The 16,325-nt window shown below is 41.0% G+C and carries 16 protein-coding genes; 5 read left to right on the plus strand and 11 right to left on the minus strand.

Annotated elements, in window-relative coordinates:
- Positions 1-6 precede the first annotated feature (6 nt).
- Complete coding sequence (locus tag KJK34_RS01755; protein WP_223052122.1) at positions 7-1,053, plus strand: AMP-binding protein; 1,047 nt, start codon at positions 7-9, stop codon at positions 1,051-1,053.
- Here the strand turns inward: KJK34_RS01755 and KJK34_RS01760 are convergent.
- The 5 genes from KJK34_RS01760 to panB all read right to left on the minus strand — a co-directional run bounded on the left by KJK34_RS01760 (position 1,050) and on the right by panB (position 6,672).
- On the minus strand, positions 1,050-2,669 hold the full coding sequence (locus KJK34_RS01760; protein ID WP_223052123.1) for a M1 family metallopeptidase: 1,620 nt from the start codon (positions 2,667-2,669) through the stop codon (positions 1,050-1,052). The genes KJK34_RS01755 and KJK34_RS01760 overlap by 4 nt on opposite strands.
- Before the next feature lie 2 nt (positions 2,670-2,671).
- On the minus strand, positions 2,672-3,574 hold the full coding sequence (locus KJK34_RS01765; protein WP_223052124.1) for an alpha/beta hydrolase: 903 nt from the start codon (positions 3,572-3,574) through the stop codon (positions 2,672-2,674).
- A 54-nt stretch (positions 3,575-3,628) separates the two neighbouring features.
- On the minus strand, positions 3,629-4,972 hold the full coding sequence (locus KJK34_RS01770) for a hypothetical protein (protein WP_223052125.1): 1,344 nt from the start codon (positions 4,970-4,972) through the stop codon (positions 3,629-3,631).
- Positions 4,973-5,124: 152 nt separating this feature from the next.
- Positions 5,125-5,829, minus strand: a complete 705-nt coding sequence (locus tag KJK34_RS01775) for an RluA family pseudouridine synthase (RefSeq protein ID WP_223052126.1) — start codon at positions 5,827-5,829, stop codon at positions 5,125-5,127.
- Between the two features lie 24 nt (positions 5,830-5,853).
- Positions 5,854-6,672 carry a 3-methyl-2-oxobutanoate hydroxymethyltransferase gene (gene panB, locus KJK34_RS01780; RefSeq protein WP_223052127.1) on the minus strand — a complete coding sequence of 273 codons (819 nt, stop codon included), beginning with the start codon at positions 6,670-6,672 and terminating at the stop codon, positions 5,854-5,856.
- A 121-nt stretch (positions 6,673-6,793) separates the two neighbouring features.
- On the opposite strand from panB, the gene KJK34_RS01785 reads away from it, so the two are divergent.
- Entirely contained in the window at positions 6,794-7,228 is a 435-nt protein-coding gene (locus KJK34_RS01785) for a nuclear transport factor 2 family protein (RefSeq protein ID WP_223052128.1), read from the plus strand.
- Positions 7,229-7,234: 6 nt separating this feature from the next.
- On the opposite strand, the gene KJK34_RS01790 is transcribed toward KJK34_RS01785, so the two are convergent.
- The 5 genes from KJK34_RS01790 to KJK34_RS01810 all read right to left on the minus strand — a co-directional run bounded on the left by KJK34_RS01790 (position 7,235) and on the right by KJK34_RS01810 (position 12,813).
- The gene (locus KJK34_RS01790) at positions 7,235-8,659 is read right to left on the minus strand and encodes an L-serine ammonia-lyase (RefSeq protein ID WP_223052129.1); all 1,425 of its coding nucleotides are present in this window, start codon (positions 8,657-8,659) and stop codon (positions 7,235-7,237) included.
- A 105-nt stretch (positions 8,660-8,764) separates the two neighbouring features.
- Complete coding sequence (locus tag KJK34_RS01795; protein ID WP_223052130.1) at positions 8,765-9,427, minus strand: GldM family protein; 663 nt, start codon at positions 9,425-9,427, stop codon at positions 8,765-8,767.
- A gap of 76 nt (positions 9,428-9,503) precedes the next feature.
- On the minus strand, positions 9,504-10,589 hold the full coding sequence (locus KJK34_RS01800; RefSeq protein ID WP_223052131.1) for an endonuclease: 1,086 nt from the start codon (positions 10,587-10,589) through the stop codon (positions 9,504-9,506).
- 78 nt (positions 10,590-10,667) lie between these two features.
- Positions 10,668-11,882, minus strand: coding sequence for an RsmB/NOP family class I SAM-dependent RNA methyltransferase (locus tag KJK34_RS01805; RefSeq protein ID WP_223052132.1), 1,215 nt, complete (start codon positions 11,880-11,882; stop codon positions 10,668-10,670).
- A 49-nt stretch (positions 11,883-11,931) separates the two neighbouring features.
- Positions 11,932-12,813, minus strand: coding sequence for an AraC family transcriptional regulator (locus KJK34_RS01810; RefSeq protein WP_223052133.1), 882 nt, complete (start codon positions 12,811-12,813; stop codon positions 11,932-11,934).
- 98 nt (positions 12,814-12,911) lie between these two features.
- Between KJK34_RS01810 and KJK34_RS01815 the strand changes: the two genes are divergently transcribed.
- From KJK34_RS01815 to KJK34_RS01825, 3 genes are all read left to right on the plus strand, one after another.
- Positions 12,912-13,277, plus strand: a complete 366-nt coding sequence (locus KJK34_RS01815) for a DUF983 domain-containing protein (RefSeq protein WP_223052134.1) — start codon at positions 12,912-12,914, stop codon at positions 13,275-13,277.
- Between the two features lie 90 nt (positions 13,278-13,367).
- Positions 13,368-14,420 (plus strand): WD40/YVTN/BNR-like repeat-containing protein, encoded by a 1,053-nt coding sequence (locus KJK34_RS01820; RefSeq protein WP_223052135.1) that lies wholly within the window; start codon positions 13,368-13,370, stop codon positions 14,418-14,420.
- 70 nt (positions 14,421-14,490) lie between these two features.
- Entirely contained in the window at positions 14,491-15,711 is a 1,221-nt protein-coding gene (locus KJK34_RS01825; RefSeq protein WP_223052136.1) for a DUF2254 domain-containing protein, read from the plus strand.
- A gap of 1 nt (position 15,712) precedes the next feature.
- Here the strand turns inward: KJK34_RS01825 and KJK34_RS01830 are convergent, their stop codons facing one another.
- Positions 15,713-16,321, minus strand: coding sequence for a hypothetical protein (locus KJK34_RS01830; protein WP_223052137.1), 609 nt, complete (start codon positions 16,319-16,321; stop codon positions 15,713-15,715).
- Between the last annotated feature and the right edge of the window lie 4 nt (positions 16,322-16,325).

Below are 16,325 nucleotides of genomic sequence, written 5' to 3' on the forward strand. Positions count from 1 at the left end.
GGAATTATGAACAGGCCTGATTATCATTTTGTGCACAGCAGCTTTAAGCTGAACGGCTTTCATTTAACAGAGGACGACCTTTGCCGTATTGCATACAGCTTTATAAAAGAAGGTGAACCGTTTGAAAGGGCGGTAGGAGATTTTTTGCTGGACTGGTTCGATAAGAATGATTATATAGTAATGCAGACGTCCGGCACTACGGGCGAGCCAAAACCCATACGTGTAGAAAAGCAGGCTATGGTAAATTCGGCACTGGCTACGGGGGCTTTTTTCGACCTTGATCCCGGTATTAAAGTACTGCACTGCCTGCCAACACAATATGTAGCAGGGAAGATGATGCTGGTTCGCGCTTTTATTCTCGGATGGGAGCTCGACCTTGCAGAGCCTACATCATATCCACTGCGCCGCGCCGATGCTGTTTATGACTTTTCGGCTATGGTACCATTGCAGGCCCAGCACTCGCTGGACAAACTGCACAAAGTGAAGAAACTTATTTTAGGCGGAGCAAAAGTAAGCAGCGCGCTTGCGGCACAGTTGCAGCAAATACCTACAGAAATATATGAAACTTATGGCATGACCGAAACCATTACCCATATTGCCGCGAAGCGGGTAGGGGAAGAGGCTTTTACCGTACTGCCTAATATAAATGTGAGCGAGGATGAAAGGCATTGCCTTGTTATTGATGCTTACACATTATGTGATGAACCTGTTGTAACCAATGATGTGGTTAAGGTTATCAGCGAAAACCAGTTTATCTGGCTGGGCCGTTATGACAATGTTATAAACAGCGGCGGCGTAAAGCTTTTCCCGGAGCAGATTGAGGAAAAACTTTCTGCTTATATCGACAGGCGCTTTTTTGTAAAAGGCGTTCCGGATGAAGAGCTTGGCGAGAAGCTTGTACTGGTGGTAGAAGGCGATGCATATGATATACCCGCTTCGGTATTTAAAAAGCTTGGCAAGTTTGAAAAGCCAAAAGAAATACTGTTTGTAGAAAAATTTGCTGAAACCAATTCAGGCAAAATTATACGCGAAAAAAGTATGGCCGTGGCTTAGTGCTTTTCAACAGTAATAAAAAATTCATTTGTTTTGACCTCGACATCGTCGAGGTCTTCTACTTTATCAATATATTTTTCATCCCATATTGTAGTAGGCATAAGGCGTATTTCTTTACCATCTACCATAATATCTACAGGCATTGCAAAACCTTCTACATCAGTTTTCCATCGGCATCCAAAAAGCCCCTTAAACATTTTTATCTCTAAAACTGGTATATCTTTGTGGTTTAAGTACTGCCTGAAAACAGGCGTAAGGTTAATGCCGCTTTCTTTATTAAAAAAGTTTATAACAGTTTCTGTATCTATTACCTGCTTGCGGTAAGTATTGGCATATTTTAAAAGCATGTCCCACCATTTGGCATCATTATTAACTATGTGCCTTATTGTATTAAGCATTAATGCTCCTTTAAAGTACATATCTCCCGAGCCTTCTTTATTAACACCGAATACTCCTATAACGGGTTTATCATTCTGCACATTCCTGCGCTGCCCGTTAATATACTTCATTGCCTTTTCATACCCATAGCGGCACTCTATATAAACAGATTCCGTATAGGTGGTAAAGCTTTCGTGTATCCACATATCGGCAATATCTTTACTGGTAATGCTGTTGCCAAACCATTCGTGCCCGCTTTCGTGTATGGTTATGTAATCAAACAACAGGCCTACTCCTGTAAAAGAGAGGTCGCCACCCATGTAGCCCTTCCTGTACTTATTTCCATAGGCTACAGCGCTTTGGTGTTCCATACCCAGGTAAGGTGTTTCTACAAGTTTATAGCCATCTTCATAAAAAGGATATTGCCCGAACTTTTCCTGAAAGCATTCAAGCATTGGTTTTACTTCTTCAAAATGCTTAATTGCCTTCTCTTTATTGTCTTTCAGCACATAATAGTCAAGGTCGAGTCCGTTAAGGTTGTCGTGTATATGCGCGTAGTCGGCAATGTTAACGGTAATGTCATAATTATTAATGGGGTTAACAACTTCCCAGTCCCATCGGGTATAGCCGTTGCCTAAGTCTTTACTGCCCTTAAAACGCCCGTTGCTGACATTCATGAGTCCGTTAGGTACTGCCACTTTAATAGTTGCGCCGTTATCAGGCTCATCTGTCTGATGGTCTTTTACCGGGTACCAAAGGCTGGCGCCTGTTCCCTGAACGGCAACGCCAACCCACGGTTTACCATTGTTATCTTTGTTGAAAACAAAGCCGCCATCCCACGGGGCATTGCGTGCTACAACGGGTTTACCGCTGTAATAAAATTTTAATTTCTCTTTGTTGCCTGCTTTAAGCTCATTTGGAAAGCTGATAAATACAGCATCATTATCCCGTTTGTAGTCCAGTTTTTTGTTGTTATGAATAATGCTGTCAACCTTCATGTTCTCAAAAAGGTCAAGCTGTATGCGTTTTGTATCGTCTAAAACCTCAAAGCTGATTTCATTATACCCGCTGATGTATTTTTTATCAGGATCTATTTTTATATCCAGTGCATAATGCAGCACATTAAATGCTGTACGCTCAGGGCGCAGCCCTCCCTGCAGGCTGTCACGCCTTGTATATGTTTGTGCCTGTAAATATGTTATGCTTAGCAGTAAAAGCGGTATAAAAATCTTTTTCATAATTACCTTTCATATAAGAATTTAAGAATAACATCCATACGCTCCTGCCATGATTTTTCATTATGGGCCGCTCCTTTAAAGGTAAGCGTAACCCAATCAGTTCCTTCTGTATATCCTTTCTCGCGCATAATGTCATCTACTTTTTCCTGATGGATGCTGTAATACTGGTCTAATGTTTCTGTACCGAGGTCGAAATAAATGCGGTGGCTGCCGGACTTCGGCAGGTTTTGGTTGATGTATTTTCGTATTGCCTCAGAGGGGCTCATATAATCATTGTTGAACAGCACCGGCCAGTGGGTAGATACACAGGCTGCCTGCCCAAATACTTTAGGATATTCACAGAGGGCATAAAGCGATATAAGCCCGCCCATGCTGCTTCCGCAGATGGCTGTGTTGGCTCTGTCAAAAAGGGTGCGGTAGTTTTTATCTATATATGGCTTTAGTTCTTTTACGATAAATTTAAGGTATTCATCAGCATAAAAATTAGTATTGCTGCCTCCACGCTCGCTGTTTATTTTTTGCATGGCCTCCTTATCGGCAGCGGTGAGGTATTGTCCTGCTTTTTCGGGGAAATACTCAAAATAACGTAGCGGGGTGCACCATGAGGCAACAATAATTACCGGAGCTATACTACCACTGTCTATAAGCTTGCGGGCAGCGTTATCTGCTTCCCAGGCTATATTGCCCATAGCCGTTTCAGGATTAAAAACATTTTGCCCGTCGTGCATGTACAGCACCGGAAATTTTTTATCAGGATTGGTATAATACTCTTTTGGCAGCCATATTTCTACATTGCGGCTCATTACATAATCCGACTTAAAATCATCTATTTTGATGAGTTTATCCTGTGCTGCCGCGCTGAAGCATATCATTACCAGTAGTATGTTTGTAATAACTATTTTCATAAAAAAACCTGCTGTTTATGCAGCAGGTAAGGTAATAATTTTTCTTCAGATTTTTTAGAAACCAATCCTGAAGCCTAAATAGGCATCTGCCTGGTTGGTGTCGCCCAGCGCGGCTGAAAGTATAGAGCCGGAACCCATAAAGAATCCGCCAAGCCTGAATCCGATACCGGCTGTAAAATCGGATACTTCGTTAAATGAAAGGGGCGTATAAGCTTCAAAGAATTTGGTAGAATAGCGCGGTGTAAAGCTAACAATGTTCTGAACAACTATCTGGTCGTTCTCCCCATCCTCATTTAGCTTTTGCTGCACATAACCCGTGATGAACCACTTCTTGTAAACATTCACATCCGCATAAGCAGTAAGCATGGCAGGCAGTTTTACTTTAAAATCTCTTGCTCCGCCAGTCCTGGCAAGGTAACCGCTTGCAAGCAGTATGTCTTCAATTTCTTCTATACTTTCGGCGTCTTCAAACTGGTTAAGGTCTAAAGATTGCCCTTCGGGTACATCAAGCGTGTAGTTTGTTGACTCATTATTATCATCTTTAAACGTCATGCTGCCCAGGTTTTTAATGGCAAGCCCTGCATTTATTTTATATGTGGTAGAGTCTATAGCTTTCCATTGGTAATTAACCCCTATGTCAGTGCTCAGGCCATTAAGCCCACCCGCAAAGAATTCTGTAAAGTTACCGCTGTCGCTGAAATCTCCTGCAAGAGAACCCGAATAAGCAAAGTTAACCTGCGCCTGTGCATTGGTTAAAGCGACATCGCCGAAGTTATTGGTTATTGTACCGCTAAACCTGCTTGTCGACATGTTGGCGTAAGTGCCGGGGAAAAGCAGGTTAAAAGTCACACCTGCACTAACGCTGTGCCTTTCGTTATTAAAAAGCTCCCTTGCGGCTGAGAGCCCTATTTCGCCCCATGAAACACCTGTGGCGCGCTGACTGTCGCCATCCAGTATCTCATATACTTCAGATATACTTTCTACACCGCCGTTGGTAACAGCGTTACCCAGCGTGGTGTTAATATCTACTAATGATGCTTTTACATTAGCCGCAGATGATATACCAAAAGCCCATTTATTTACTTTCATGGCAAAGGCAGGCCCCAGTATTTCGGCATCTATTCGCATATTAAGCGGCTCATTACCGGCAAAAAGCATCTCTTCAAAATCATCATTTCCGCCCACAAGGTCGCCAAAGGTCATTTTGTTATTTGCGGCATTAATGCTGAAGTTAAAGATATTAACTTCATAAGTACCCTGCATGTTGGTAAGCTCTGCCGGGTTAAGGTTGGCATTTAACAGGCCTACCCGCCTCGAGGTACTTATGCCCGAATAATGCTCTTGGGCAAATGCGGCTGTGCCTAACATTGCCAGTGTTAAGAGTAGTGTTTTTTTCATTTGTAGTAAGTGTAATGGGTTAATTAGGTTTTGTTAATTTCGTATAAAGTTAGTTAAAATAACAGTGATGCACAGTACCCGATTTAGAATTTATGCGGTACAGTTGAGTATAATGCAAATTTCAACTATAGTTTATAAAGTGTAAATACCCTTTAAAGGGTATTTACAAACGAGCTCCAGACAGCATCATCCGGTGTCGGGGCAACAATAACTATTTCTTCCTTCTTTACCGGGTGTATAAAAGAAAGCCGCCTTGCATGAAGGCTTATGCCCCCATCGGGGTTACTTCGGGTAAAACCATATTTAAGGTCGCCTTTTATGGGGCAGCCTATCGCGGCAAGCTGGGCGCGTATCTGGTGATGACGGCCGGTGTGCAGGTCAACTTCCAATACGTAGTAATTATCCAGCTTACCTATAACAGTATAGGTGAGGCTTGCATATCGACTGTTGGGCACTTCTTTTATATGTGCCTTGCAAACATTTTTTTTATTGTTACGGGTTATGTAGTGTACCAGTGTGGCGTGTTCCTGTTCAGGCTTATTTTTTACAATTGCCCAATAGGTTTTCTGCATTTCGCGCTCTTTAAACATAGCGTTTAAGCGCTCCATGGCTTTAGATGTTTTTGCAAATATCACAAGGCCGGTAGTAGGCCTGTCTAAACGGTGAACAATACCCACAAATGCATTGCCGGGCTTGTTATATTTTTCGCGCAGGTATTCATCAACAATTTCGCCAAGTGGCTTATCTCCCGTTTTATCGCCCTGCACAATATCGCCAACACGTTTGTTTATGGCTATTATGTGGTTGTCCTCATACAGGACATCTAAATTATCTTTAGTTGAAAGTAAACTCGCCATTAAAAATTTTCAAATTACCGAAAATTAATACTGCTCTTTTTCGTTAGGAAAATCCTTCGCCTTAACATCAGTTACATATTGTGATATGGCCGTTGTCATGCCATCGAATAAATTCATGTACCTGCGCAAAAAGCGAGGGCTGAATTCATTGTTCATGCCCAACATATCGTGTATAACAAGTACCTGGCCATCTACTCCGCCACCTGCTCCGATACCTATAACAGGTATAGATATGCTTTCAGCCACCTTTTGGGCAAGGCTTGCAGGAATTTTTTCTAACACAACGGCAAAACAGCCAATACGCTCCAGCATTTTGGCATCTTCCATAAGCTTTTCGGCTTCTGCATCTTCTTTTGCCCTTACGGTATAAGTACCGAATTTATAAATAGACTGGGGTGTTAAGCCCAAATGCCCCATAACAGGTATGCCTGCGTGCAGTATTTTTTTGATAGAGTCTTTAATTTCGCTGCCGCCTTCCATCTTTACGGCGTGTGCGCCGCTTTCTTTCATTATCCTGATGGAAGAACGCAACGCTTCTTTAGAATCAGACTGGTAGCTCCCGAAAGGTAAATCTACAACTACGAGCGACCTTTGTATAGCCCTTACCACAGAAGAAGCGTGGTATATCATCTGGTCCAGTGTTATGGGGAGCGTGGTTTCATGCCCCGCCATTACGTTAGAGGCAGAATCGCCTACAAGTATTACATCTACCCCTGCAGTATCTACAATTTTTGCCATAGTATAATCGTAGGCTGTAAGCATAGATATTTTTTCGCCATTGGCCTTCATTTCAGTCAGCGAGCGGGTAGTAATCCTTTTATAATCTTTTTTTGCTGTAGACATAACCAGTATTTAAGGCAGTAAAAGTACTAAATTACGGGCAATGCCAGCCCATTTTAATCATTAATTAGGCATTGTGGTAACTTTTAGATATGTTTAGCTACTTATTGTATAAAACAAAGTAATGAATAAGCTTTTAGTATTACTCACGTCGCTGTTTATGCAATGCGCTTTTGCACAGGATGCTGCCATACGCAGAACAGTTGATACTTTTTTTGAAGGGCTGCACAAAGCAGATACGCTCAAAATGCAGTCAGTTTGTTCTGATAAATTGGTTTTGCATACTGTTTATGAGAAAGGAGGCAATAATGTGCTGATAGCCGAAGACATTAAAAACTTTTATAAATCGATAGCCGAATTACCTCCGGGATTTCAGATTTATGAGCGCCTGCTGAGTTTTGAAGTAACATCAGACGGACTTATGGCAAATGCGTGGGCTCCCTATGAGTTTTACATCAACGGCAAGCTAAGCCACAGCGGTGTAAACTCATTCAGCCTTTATAATGATAACGGGCAATGGAAAATAACTTATATTATCGATACCCGTAAAAAGCCCTAAAGCTGATTAACAGTCTGATATATTTACCGCAACGGCAAGCCCGCCTTCGCTGGTTTCTTTATATTTATTGTTCATATCCCTTGCGGTTTCCCACATGGTGTTAACCACTTTATCTAAAGGCACCTTTACGTTTTTAGGATCTGTTTCCAAAGCAAGTTCGGCAGCATTGATGGCTTTAATTGCGCCCATAGTGTTGCGTTCTATGCACGGTATTTGCACAAGTCCCCCAATAGGGTCGCAGGTAAGCCCTAAATGGTGTTCCATAGCTATTTCGGCAGCTATAAGGCACTGCTCCGGGTTACCACCCATAAGTTCGCAAAGCGCTGCCGCAGCCATTGCAGATGACACGCCGATTTCGGCCTGGCAGCCGCCCATTGCAGCCGATATGGTTGCCCCTTTCTTAAAGATACTGCCTATCTCACCCGCAACCATAAGGAACTGCTTAATCTCTTTTTCGCCCGCGTTGTGGTTTTCTATTACCATATAATACATAAGCACGGCAGGTATAACACCCGCGCTGCCGTTGGTTGGCGCTGTAACCACACGTCCCAATGATGCATTAACCTCGTTAACCGAAAGTGCAAAGCAGCTTACCCACTTTAATATCTGCCTGAACTTAACTTCTGTTTTACGGATTACCTGCAGCCACTCCCACGGGTTGGTGTAAGGCAGTTCGCCAATTAGGTTTTTGTGCATATCAAAAGCCCTGCGGCGCACTTTCAGCCCACCGGGTAATATGCCCTCTGTATGGCAGCCAATGTACATACACTCCAGCATGGTGTTCCATACACGCATTAGTTCATGGTGTATTTCTTCTTCACTGCGTATCGATTTTTCGTTTTCGTAAACAATCTCGGATATGCTTTTGTTCTCCTGCCTGGTGAAGTTTAAAAGGTCGTCAGCCTTATCGGTAGGGAAGGGGAAAGCACATTTAATGATTTCTTTTTCTTTGGCAACAGTGCGTTCTTCTTTAACCACAAAACCACCACCTATTGAATAAAAGGTAGATACATACTGTATTTTGCCTGCCGTTGCCGTAAAAGTAAGCCCGTTAGCGTGAAACGGTAAAAAGTTTCGGTTGAATACTATATCAACAACGGGATTAAAATCAATCTCACGACTGTTATCAAGCTTCAACTTATTGTTGAGGTTAATACCGTCTATAATACCTTCAATATCTTCTACAGGAACATATTCAGGATCTGCACCGCTAAGCCCCAGCATAACGGCAAGGTCGGTAGCATGGCCTTTACCCGTAAGCGAAAGCGAGCCGTAAAGGTCTACCTTTACGTGCGTAACGTTATCAAAGATACCTTCTTCATGAAGCTCTCTTAGAAGACGTTCTGCGGCGCGCCATGGCCCAAGTGTGTGCGAGCTTGAAGGGCCCACACCAATTTTAAGCATATCAAAAACTGAAATACATTCGTTCATAGCAATACTATACTTTTTTGCAAAGTTACATTATCTGTAGTGCGCAAAGGTAACTAAATTGCTAATACTACAACGATTGAGTGCTAAAATTGTTGATGCTTGAAATTATGGTTCTTTAACGATTTGAATAGTTATAGGATATACATCTCTTAATCTATAATTTTCACTACCGGGAAAACGATAAGATATACCAGAAATTTTAACGATATTACCTATTTTTAAGCGATTAATATGGTCAATTGCGGTTTCATCCATAGTATTGCCCTGTACTATAAAACCTTTATCTTTCGGAAAATAAACTTCAAAGCTATTAATGGTTTCTTTAATGTCTTCCTTATCTCTTACAAAATCATTGAAACTTATAGTAATTATTGCGTTTCGTAATTCTTCTTTGGTCATCAGTACAATACAATTGTAGCAGTTTTGACCATTAATCAGGCCAATCGGCCCTTTAATATCTCTGACTTCAAATGTTTTTGTTTCCGTGAGGGTTTTATTTTCCGGCATTATAGCCTTAATAGTAATGGTTGCTGTATCACCTGATATACCGGTAACATTAAAATTATAATTACCGATACTATCCTGTTTGATAAGCCCATGTGCAGATGCAGTAAAAGATATTGCACCAGGTACAGCTATTTTTATTGGGTTTTCTATCCCACGGAATAAAATGCTAGTCCGCTCCGAAGAAATCACAGATATATTATTATCTGTTTGGGCAAAAGTGTATAAGGATAACAGCAGTAGCAGTATTAATATTTTTTTCATGTTACAGTGTATTTATACAAACATAAACAAAAAAGCCTCCCGATAAGGAGGCTTAAGTTATGGACTAAATAATCTTTTAGTTCACTATTATCTTTTTTGCTGCCGATTGCCCACCCGAAGTCATTTTCAGGATATAAAAACCGTCAGGAAGGTTTTGCAACTGATAAGTGTTGTTAACCGCTTTTGGCTTTTGTATTTGCTGTATCAACTGCCCGTTAAGGTTTATCAGCTGTATCTCTTCAAGATTGGTTTCGCTGTAAATGTTTATCTCATTGTTTGCTGCAGGGTTAGGGTAAACAGTAAGTTTAGCCTCAAAAAAGCTGTCGGTAGCGTTAATACCCCAACGGTCCTGCGCTACTGGCCCACCCCATATTAGGGTTGCAAGATAAGGGTTGTCTATAAAAGGGTTACGGTTGCCCTGTCCCCATGCATTGTTGGCATTATTTAAATAAATGTTCCTGTTATCTTCATATTCAGAAACCGGGTCTTCGGCATTCCACTGCAATAAGATTGCAGGCATATTTGGGTCGCTTGTAACAGTATTACCCATAACTGCATTGGTAGGTACACATTGGTTAGGATACCTTAAATACATATACATAAGTATCCTTGCCACGTCACCTTTCCATTCATCACCCGGATACCAGCCGCTACCGGAGTTCCCTGAATTACCTGAACCTGTTGTATAAAGCTTGTTACCACGTTGCCCATTGCGGTCAACATCACAAGCCCTTAGGTGGTGCGCATCAGCTCCTGCACCTTCCTGACCTAAATCGGGTGTGCCAAGCGATTGCGGATAAACGTGCTCCCTGTTCCATTCACAGTTAGGATCACCACCGTTGTTGTTGGCATTCCTGCGCCTGTGGTCGTCATCGTTTGAAGATCCTGCAGGGCAAACACTTTCGCTAAAGCCGTAAAGTAATAACACAAACCCCGGATTATCCGGATCCTGGTCTGTAACCTTAAGCGCATTCCAGACACCCGGAGAGTAGCTAAGTTCGTTAATATGTGTAGTAGTTATTTTAGTGGATAGGGCATTTTTTAAAGCCATGCCGCTCTGGTTAAAGTTAAAACCGTTGTAGTAGGGGGTAGCGGGAGCACCATCCTGTGCAAATACCACACTCGCAATAAGCCCCAGTGCTAAGGAGTAAATTTTTCTCATAAATATAAAAATAGGGCGGTAAATGTAGGGCGATTTATTTAAACCACCCTTACATTTAACACCATTAGGTAAATTCTGTTATTTTTTGCGCTCTAAAAGCGCCATATAAAAGCCGTCAAAACCTGACTCTGATGCCAGTATACTCTGGTCTTTTACAAAGCTGAACTGCTTTCCTGTTTCTGTAGTAAGGAAATGCTGTACCTGCTCCTGGTTTTCAGAAGGGAGCACAGAACAGGTTGCATATACCAGTTTGCCGCCCGGTTTTACTATTTTAGAATAACTTTCCAGTACTTCGGCTTGGGTTTTTTTAATATTGTCAACAAACTCCGGTTGCAGTTTCCATTTGCTGTCGGGGTTGCGCTTTAAAACACCAAGCCCGCTGCATGGTGCGTCTATAAGCACCCTGTCGGCTTTTTCGTGTAGTTTCTTTATAACTTTTGTGCTGTCTATGATGCGGTATTCTATATTAAAAGCACTGTTGCGTTTTGCGCGGAGCTTTAGCTGCTTCAGCTTGCTTTCATATAAATCCATTGCAATAAGCTGCCCCTTGTTTTCCATTAAAGATGCCATGTGCAGTGTTTTGCCGCCGGCACCCGCGCAGGTATCTACCACACGCATACCGGGCTCTACCTCAAGAAAGCGCGCCACAAGCTGTGATGAAGCATCCTGCACTTCAAAAAGCCCGTCTTTAAAAGCCTGTGTTAAGAAAACATTGGCGCGTTCTTTAAGTACCAGTGCATCCGGATATTCTTTAATAAATAAGGTCTCGATACCTGAATCCATTAAAATGTCGCGCAGTTTTTCTTTAGTCGTTTTGAGGGTATTTACCCTGAGTATAACCTGTGCCTGCTCGTTTTGTGCTGCTATCTCTTTTTCCCATTTCTGCTCACCAAGTTCTTTTACACCAAGCTCATCCATCCAGTCGGGTATAGATTCCCTGTATTTCCTTATCTTGCTTAGCTCATCAAAACGGCCTTTTATACGGCGGAGTGGTGTATCTTCAAAATATTTCCAATCAGGCAGCTTATAGCCCCTGAGTACTGCCCAAACGGCAAACATACGCCACAGGTTGTCACGGTCATACGGTTCCTTAACTTCTGCAATTTCAGCATAAAGGCGTTTCCACCTTACAATTTCATATATGGTTTCGGCTACAAACTTCCTGTCGGCACTTCCCCAGCGCTTGTCTTTTTTAAGTGCCCTTGCTACCACCTTATCGGCATACTCACCTTCATTAAAAATGGCGTTGAGCGAATCTATAACCGTAAAAACTAAATTCCTGTGTAATCTCATTGTAAAAAATTGAGGGGCAAAGGTACTGAAATTTTGAGAGATAACCGTACTATGTTTTGCTGTACCTGTTTAAGAATGCCGAAGGTGTTTCTCCTGTTTTCTTTTTAAAAAGGCGCGAAAAGTAAGCATAATCTTCATACCCCAGCATATAGGCTATTTCATTAAAGTTTTTCTTTTGCAGTACCAGCTCTTTACGTGCTTCGAGCAGAACCCTGTCCTGTATTACATCAGTAACGGTTTTGCCTGCCACAGCCTGTGTAATGCGGTTGAGGTGTTTTGGGCTAATGTGCAGCATTGTGGCATAGGCAGCGGCTGATTTTTCGGTTTTATAATTACTTTCTATAAATTGCTCCAGTTGCCTGAATTTTAAATAGTAGCCATTTTGGTTAGCCTGCGCTGAAGGATTGTTTTGTAGATAGAGCCTTGTACCTTCTATATAGACCAGGTTAATAAGGCTTAGCACCTTTTGCCGCTTTAATATTTTCTCGTCGAGATTCTCATTATATACCTGCTCGAAAAGCGATTTTATGCTCTTAAAATCATTTCCTTCTAATTGCAGCAGGGGTAAATTATGCATACTGTAAAAGAACGGAAAGCGGTTTATGGTTGCCTGTGTGTATTGCAGGTCGTAAAAATCCTGCGTATGGAAGAAAACAAAACCCTTAACATCTGCCGAAAGCTCCCAGTGATGTGTTTGCCCCGGATTTAAAAAGAAGAGGCTGCCGGGGGTAACATCATAAACAGAGAAATCTACCTCATGTATACCCGAACCATGCGTAAAAAGTATGGCAAGATAAAAATTGTGTGAGTGTGGCAGCACAATATCTTTATGGTTGGTTATAAGGTGGTCTTCCAGCGTGTTAGCATAGAAACCATCGAGGCTGCTTTGCCTCGGGAACTGCCCTATATTAAGTATCGCAACTTTTTTCATCTGAATGAATTGTGTCTTAAAAGTACAAATTTTTGCGTAGATATTATATTGAGTTACCTTTAGTTCTGCCGTAAATTTGCTGTATAAAAATTTTAGGTATGTCTCAGTTTAAAGATATAATAACAGAAAAATGCCCTGTGTGCGGCGAGGGGCATGTGTTTGCCAAAAAAGGCAACCCTTTGTTGTTCAGGATGCCGAAGATGGAAAAAGACTGCAAGGTATGTGGCCATAAATTTGAAATTGAACCAGGCTTTTTTTATGGGGCTATGTATGTGAGCTATGCAGTGACCGTTGCCGAAATGGTTGCTGTATTTGTTATCGCACAGTTCTTCACATCAGATATTAAAATAATGCTTGGGCTTATTGCCGCTACAGCTGTTTTGCTGAGTACGTTTAATTTCAGGCTGTCGAGAATGCTGTGGATGTATATGTTTGACAGCAGGCGAAAAGAAACAGCAGGCTAATATTTAATATATTATAAACCGATTCCGGCACAGGGCATACAGCTTTGCGCCGGAATTTTTATATTATATTAGCATGACTAAATATAGAGTATGAAAAAGTATTTTATCGTGATTGCAATGCTGGCACTTTTAAGCTGTAAAAAAGAAGATGAAAAAACCGTTTATAAACCCTCGTTTGCCACAGTAGAAGTAGATACGCTATTACAAGATAAAATAAGCATACGCGCCCTGGTTACAGACGGTGACAAAGCCTGGTATGCCGGCAGCGAAGGTAAATATGGTTACGTATCGTTAAGCGGAGGTAAAAGCCTTAACGGTGTAGTGGCTAAAGATTCTGTTTTACCTGAATTTCGTTCTATAGCCCAAAATAAATCGGATATTTTTATACTGAATGCCGGTACTCCTGCCATGCTTTATAAAATATCTAAAGATGGCAGGGCGGTGCGTAAGGTATATACAGAAACAGGAGAGAAAGTTTTTTATGACAGTATGCAGTTTTATAATGATACAGATGGCATTGCAATGGGCGACCCTACAGACGGCTGCCTTTCTGTAATAGTAACAGAAGACGGAGGCGGAAACTGGCGTAAGATAAGCTGTGATGTTTTACCTGAAACTACTGAAGGTGAAGCTGCTTTTGCGGCAAGCAACACCAACCTTATAATTGAAGGAAATAACACATGGATGGTTTCAGGTGGAAAAAAATCGCGGGTATTCTATTCGGCTGATAAAGGTAAAAGCTGGAAAGTTTATGATACGCCAATTGTGCAGGGAAATGAAATGACGGGTATTTTTTCTGCTGATTTTTATGATGATAAAATTGGCTTTGCTGTAGGTGGTGATTATGAGAAACCTGATAAAAACTCAGGGAATAAAATTCTGACAGTTAATGGCGGGAAAGACTGGCAGTTAGTAGGTGAGGGCACAGGCTTCGGATATGCATCCTGTGTGCAGTTTGTGCCGCAAAGTAACGGTAATGAACTTATAACCTGCGGGCCATCGGGAGTGTTTTACTCTTTTGACCGTGGCACCACATGGAAAAATGTTCATGATGATAAAACCCTGCACACACTCCGCTTTACAGATAATAAAACAGTAATAGCAGCAGGGCAAGGCAAAATAATACGAATTAGGCTACAGTAACTGTTTTAGCATATACTTAAGATTATTGCTTTTTATTTACATTAAATTAGCAGTAAAACTTTTACAGAGTATGCAAGATATAGCAGGCAGGATTAAATTCTGGATACGGTATAAATATAACCGTATTGTAAACAGCATCGCATTTTACCCGGCATTTATATCTTTGATATTCCTCATTTCATCATTCCTTTTAATCAGTTTTGACTTTTCTGATTACGGAAAACAGCTCAAAAGCCAGCTACCGTGGTTAAGCCTGCGCGATGCCTCTACAGCCCGTAACATTATAGGTGTTGTGGCAGCGGGAATATTATCGCTCACGGTTTTTAGTTTTTCTATGGTAATGATTGTTCTCAATCAGGCTGCATCACAAATGTCTAACCGGGTGCTTAATAAGCTGATTGGTAACAGGTTTCAGCAGATGGTACTCGGCATTTATATTGGTACCATTGTATTTGCACTTTTCCTGCTTACTACAATAAGGGATATAGATGAAGGTATTTACATACCTGCTATAAGTACTTACCTGCTTATAGTGGTAGCAATATTCGATATTTTTGTATTTATATATTTCCTCCATTATATTACGCAGTCGGTTAAATATGAGGTAATTATACACCGCATTTATACTGAGACCTACAATTCTTTAATGCACCACTGCAAACTGGAGCAGGAACCCGAAAAAATATCAGACAATGGTTTCGATTTTAATATTGAAGCACCAAGGGGTGGTGTATATGAAGGGTTTGACAGGAAAGCATTACTGAAAATTTGTAAACAGGAGGATATTAAAATTTACATACCTAATATTTCCGGAACCTATTTGCTGAAGGGCATACCTCTGATAAAAGTTAACAAAAGCATTAACAGTAAAGAAACCATTGAAGATTTGCAGTCGGCGCTGTTCCTGAATCAGGATGAAACTATAAGTAATAACTTTTTTTACGGCTTCAGGCAACTGACGGAAATTGCCGTTAAAGCGCTAAGCCCGGGCATAAATGATCCGGGTACTGCATCTATAGCGTTGCGTTCTTTGTTCAGGTTGTTCACGCATCGTTACTGCTTTCATCCTGAAAATGTGGTTACAGATGAAGAGAACACTGCAAGGATATATATTACTGAACCCGACTTTACTACCATTTTTGAAACCACAGTATTACCAATATGGGACTATGGTAAAAACGACAGGATTATTCAAAATGAAATGAGTCTGCTTCTTAAGCAGTTTTTACAGTTATACAGAAATGAAAGAATAGAGAATTTTTTGAAGCAGGTTAATGAAAAAACGGAATAAATTATTCTTTTTCTAATTCAGCCAGTTTCTTCGGAATGTCTCTTTGTATATATTCACCCATCATCCTGTAAAATCTGCCATCAGGTAATATAATCATATAATTACCACATATTAAACCATACATAAAATATTTATTTATTACCCCCTCTTTGTCTTCAAAAACTTTTTTAGAATCATAAACAAATCCTTTAGCAGTGATATTAAATCTTGCGTATTTAGGGTTTTTCTTAATGAAACGCTTGTAGGTATAATCGGTAACATAGTTATCTATGCAGTCGCTCTCTGAATATTTGTTTGGCTTTGCAAAAAAATGTATTATCAGGGTTTGGCTTTTATCAATAGAATTTCCTGTTAAGCCCGATAATGCCTCCCTTATTTCTTTTACCTGCTCTGGCTGCAACGTACCGGTCTCTTCTCTTAAAACAAGTTTTGCTACAATTGCAGTATCACTTTCTATAAAACCGTAAACGTAGCCTTCAGACAATTTTGCTTTAAATGCTTCAAGATTTGTTATATCACCATTTTCATTCAATAAATATTCTTTCTTTTGCGCCTGAGACAGGGCTTGAATTGTAGTAAAGAATAGCAAAGTAAGAAATAGACTTTTCATGATC

The sequence above is a fragment of the Flavobacterium coralii genome (genome assembly GCF_019891545.1).
GTDB classification, from domain to species: Bacteria; Bacteroidota; Bacteroidia; order Flavobacteriales; family Flavobacteriaceae; genus Flavobacterium; species Flavobacterium coralii.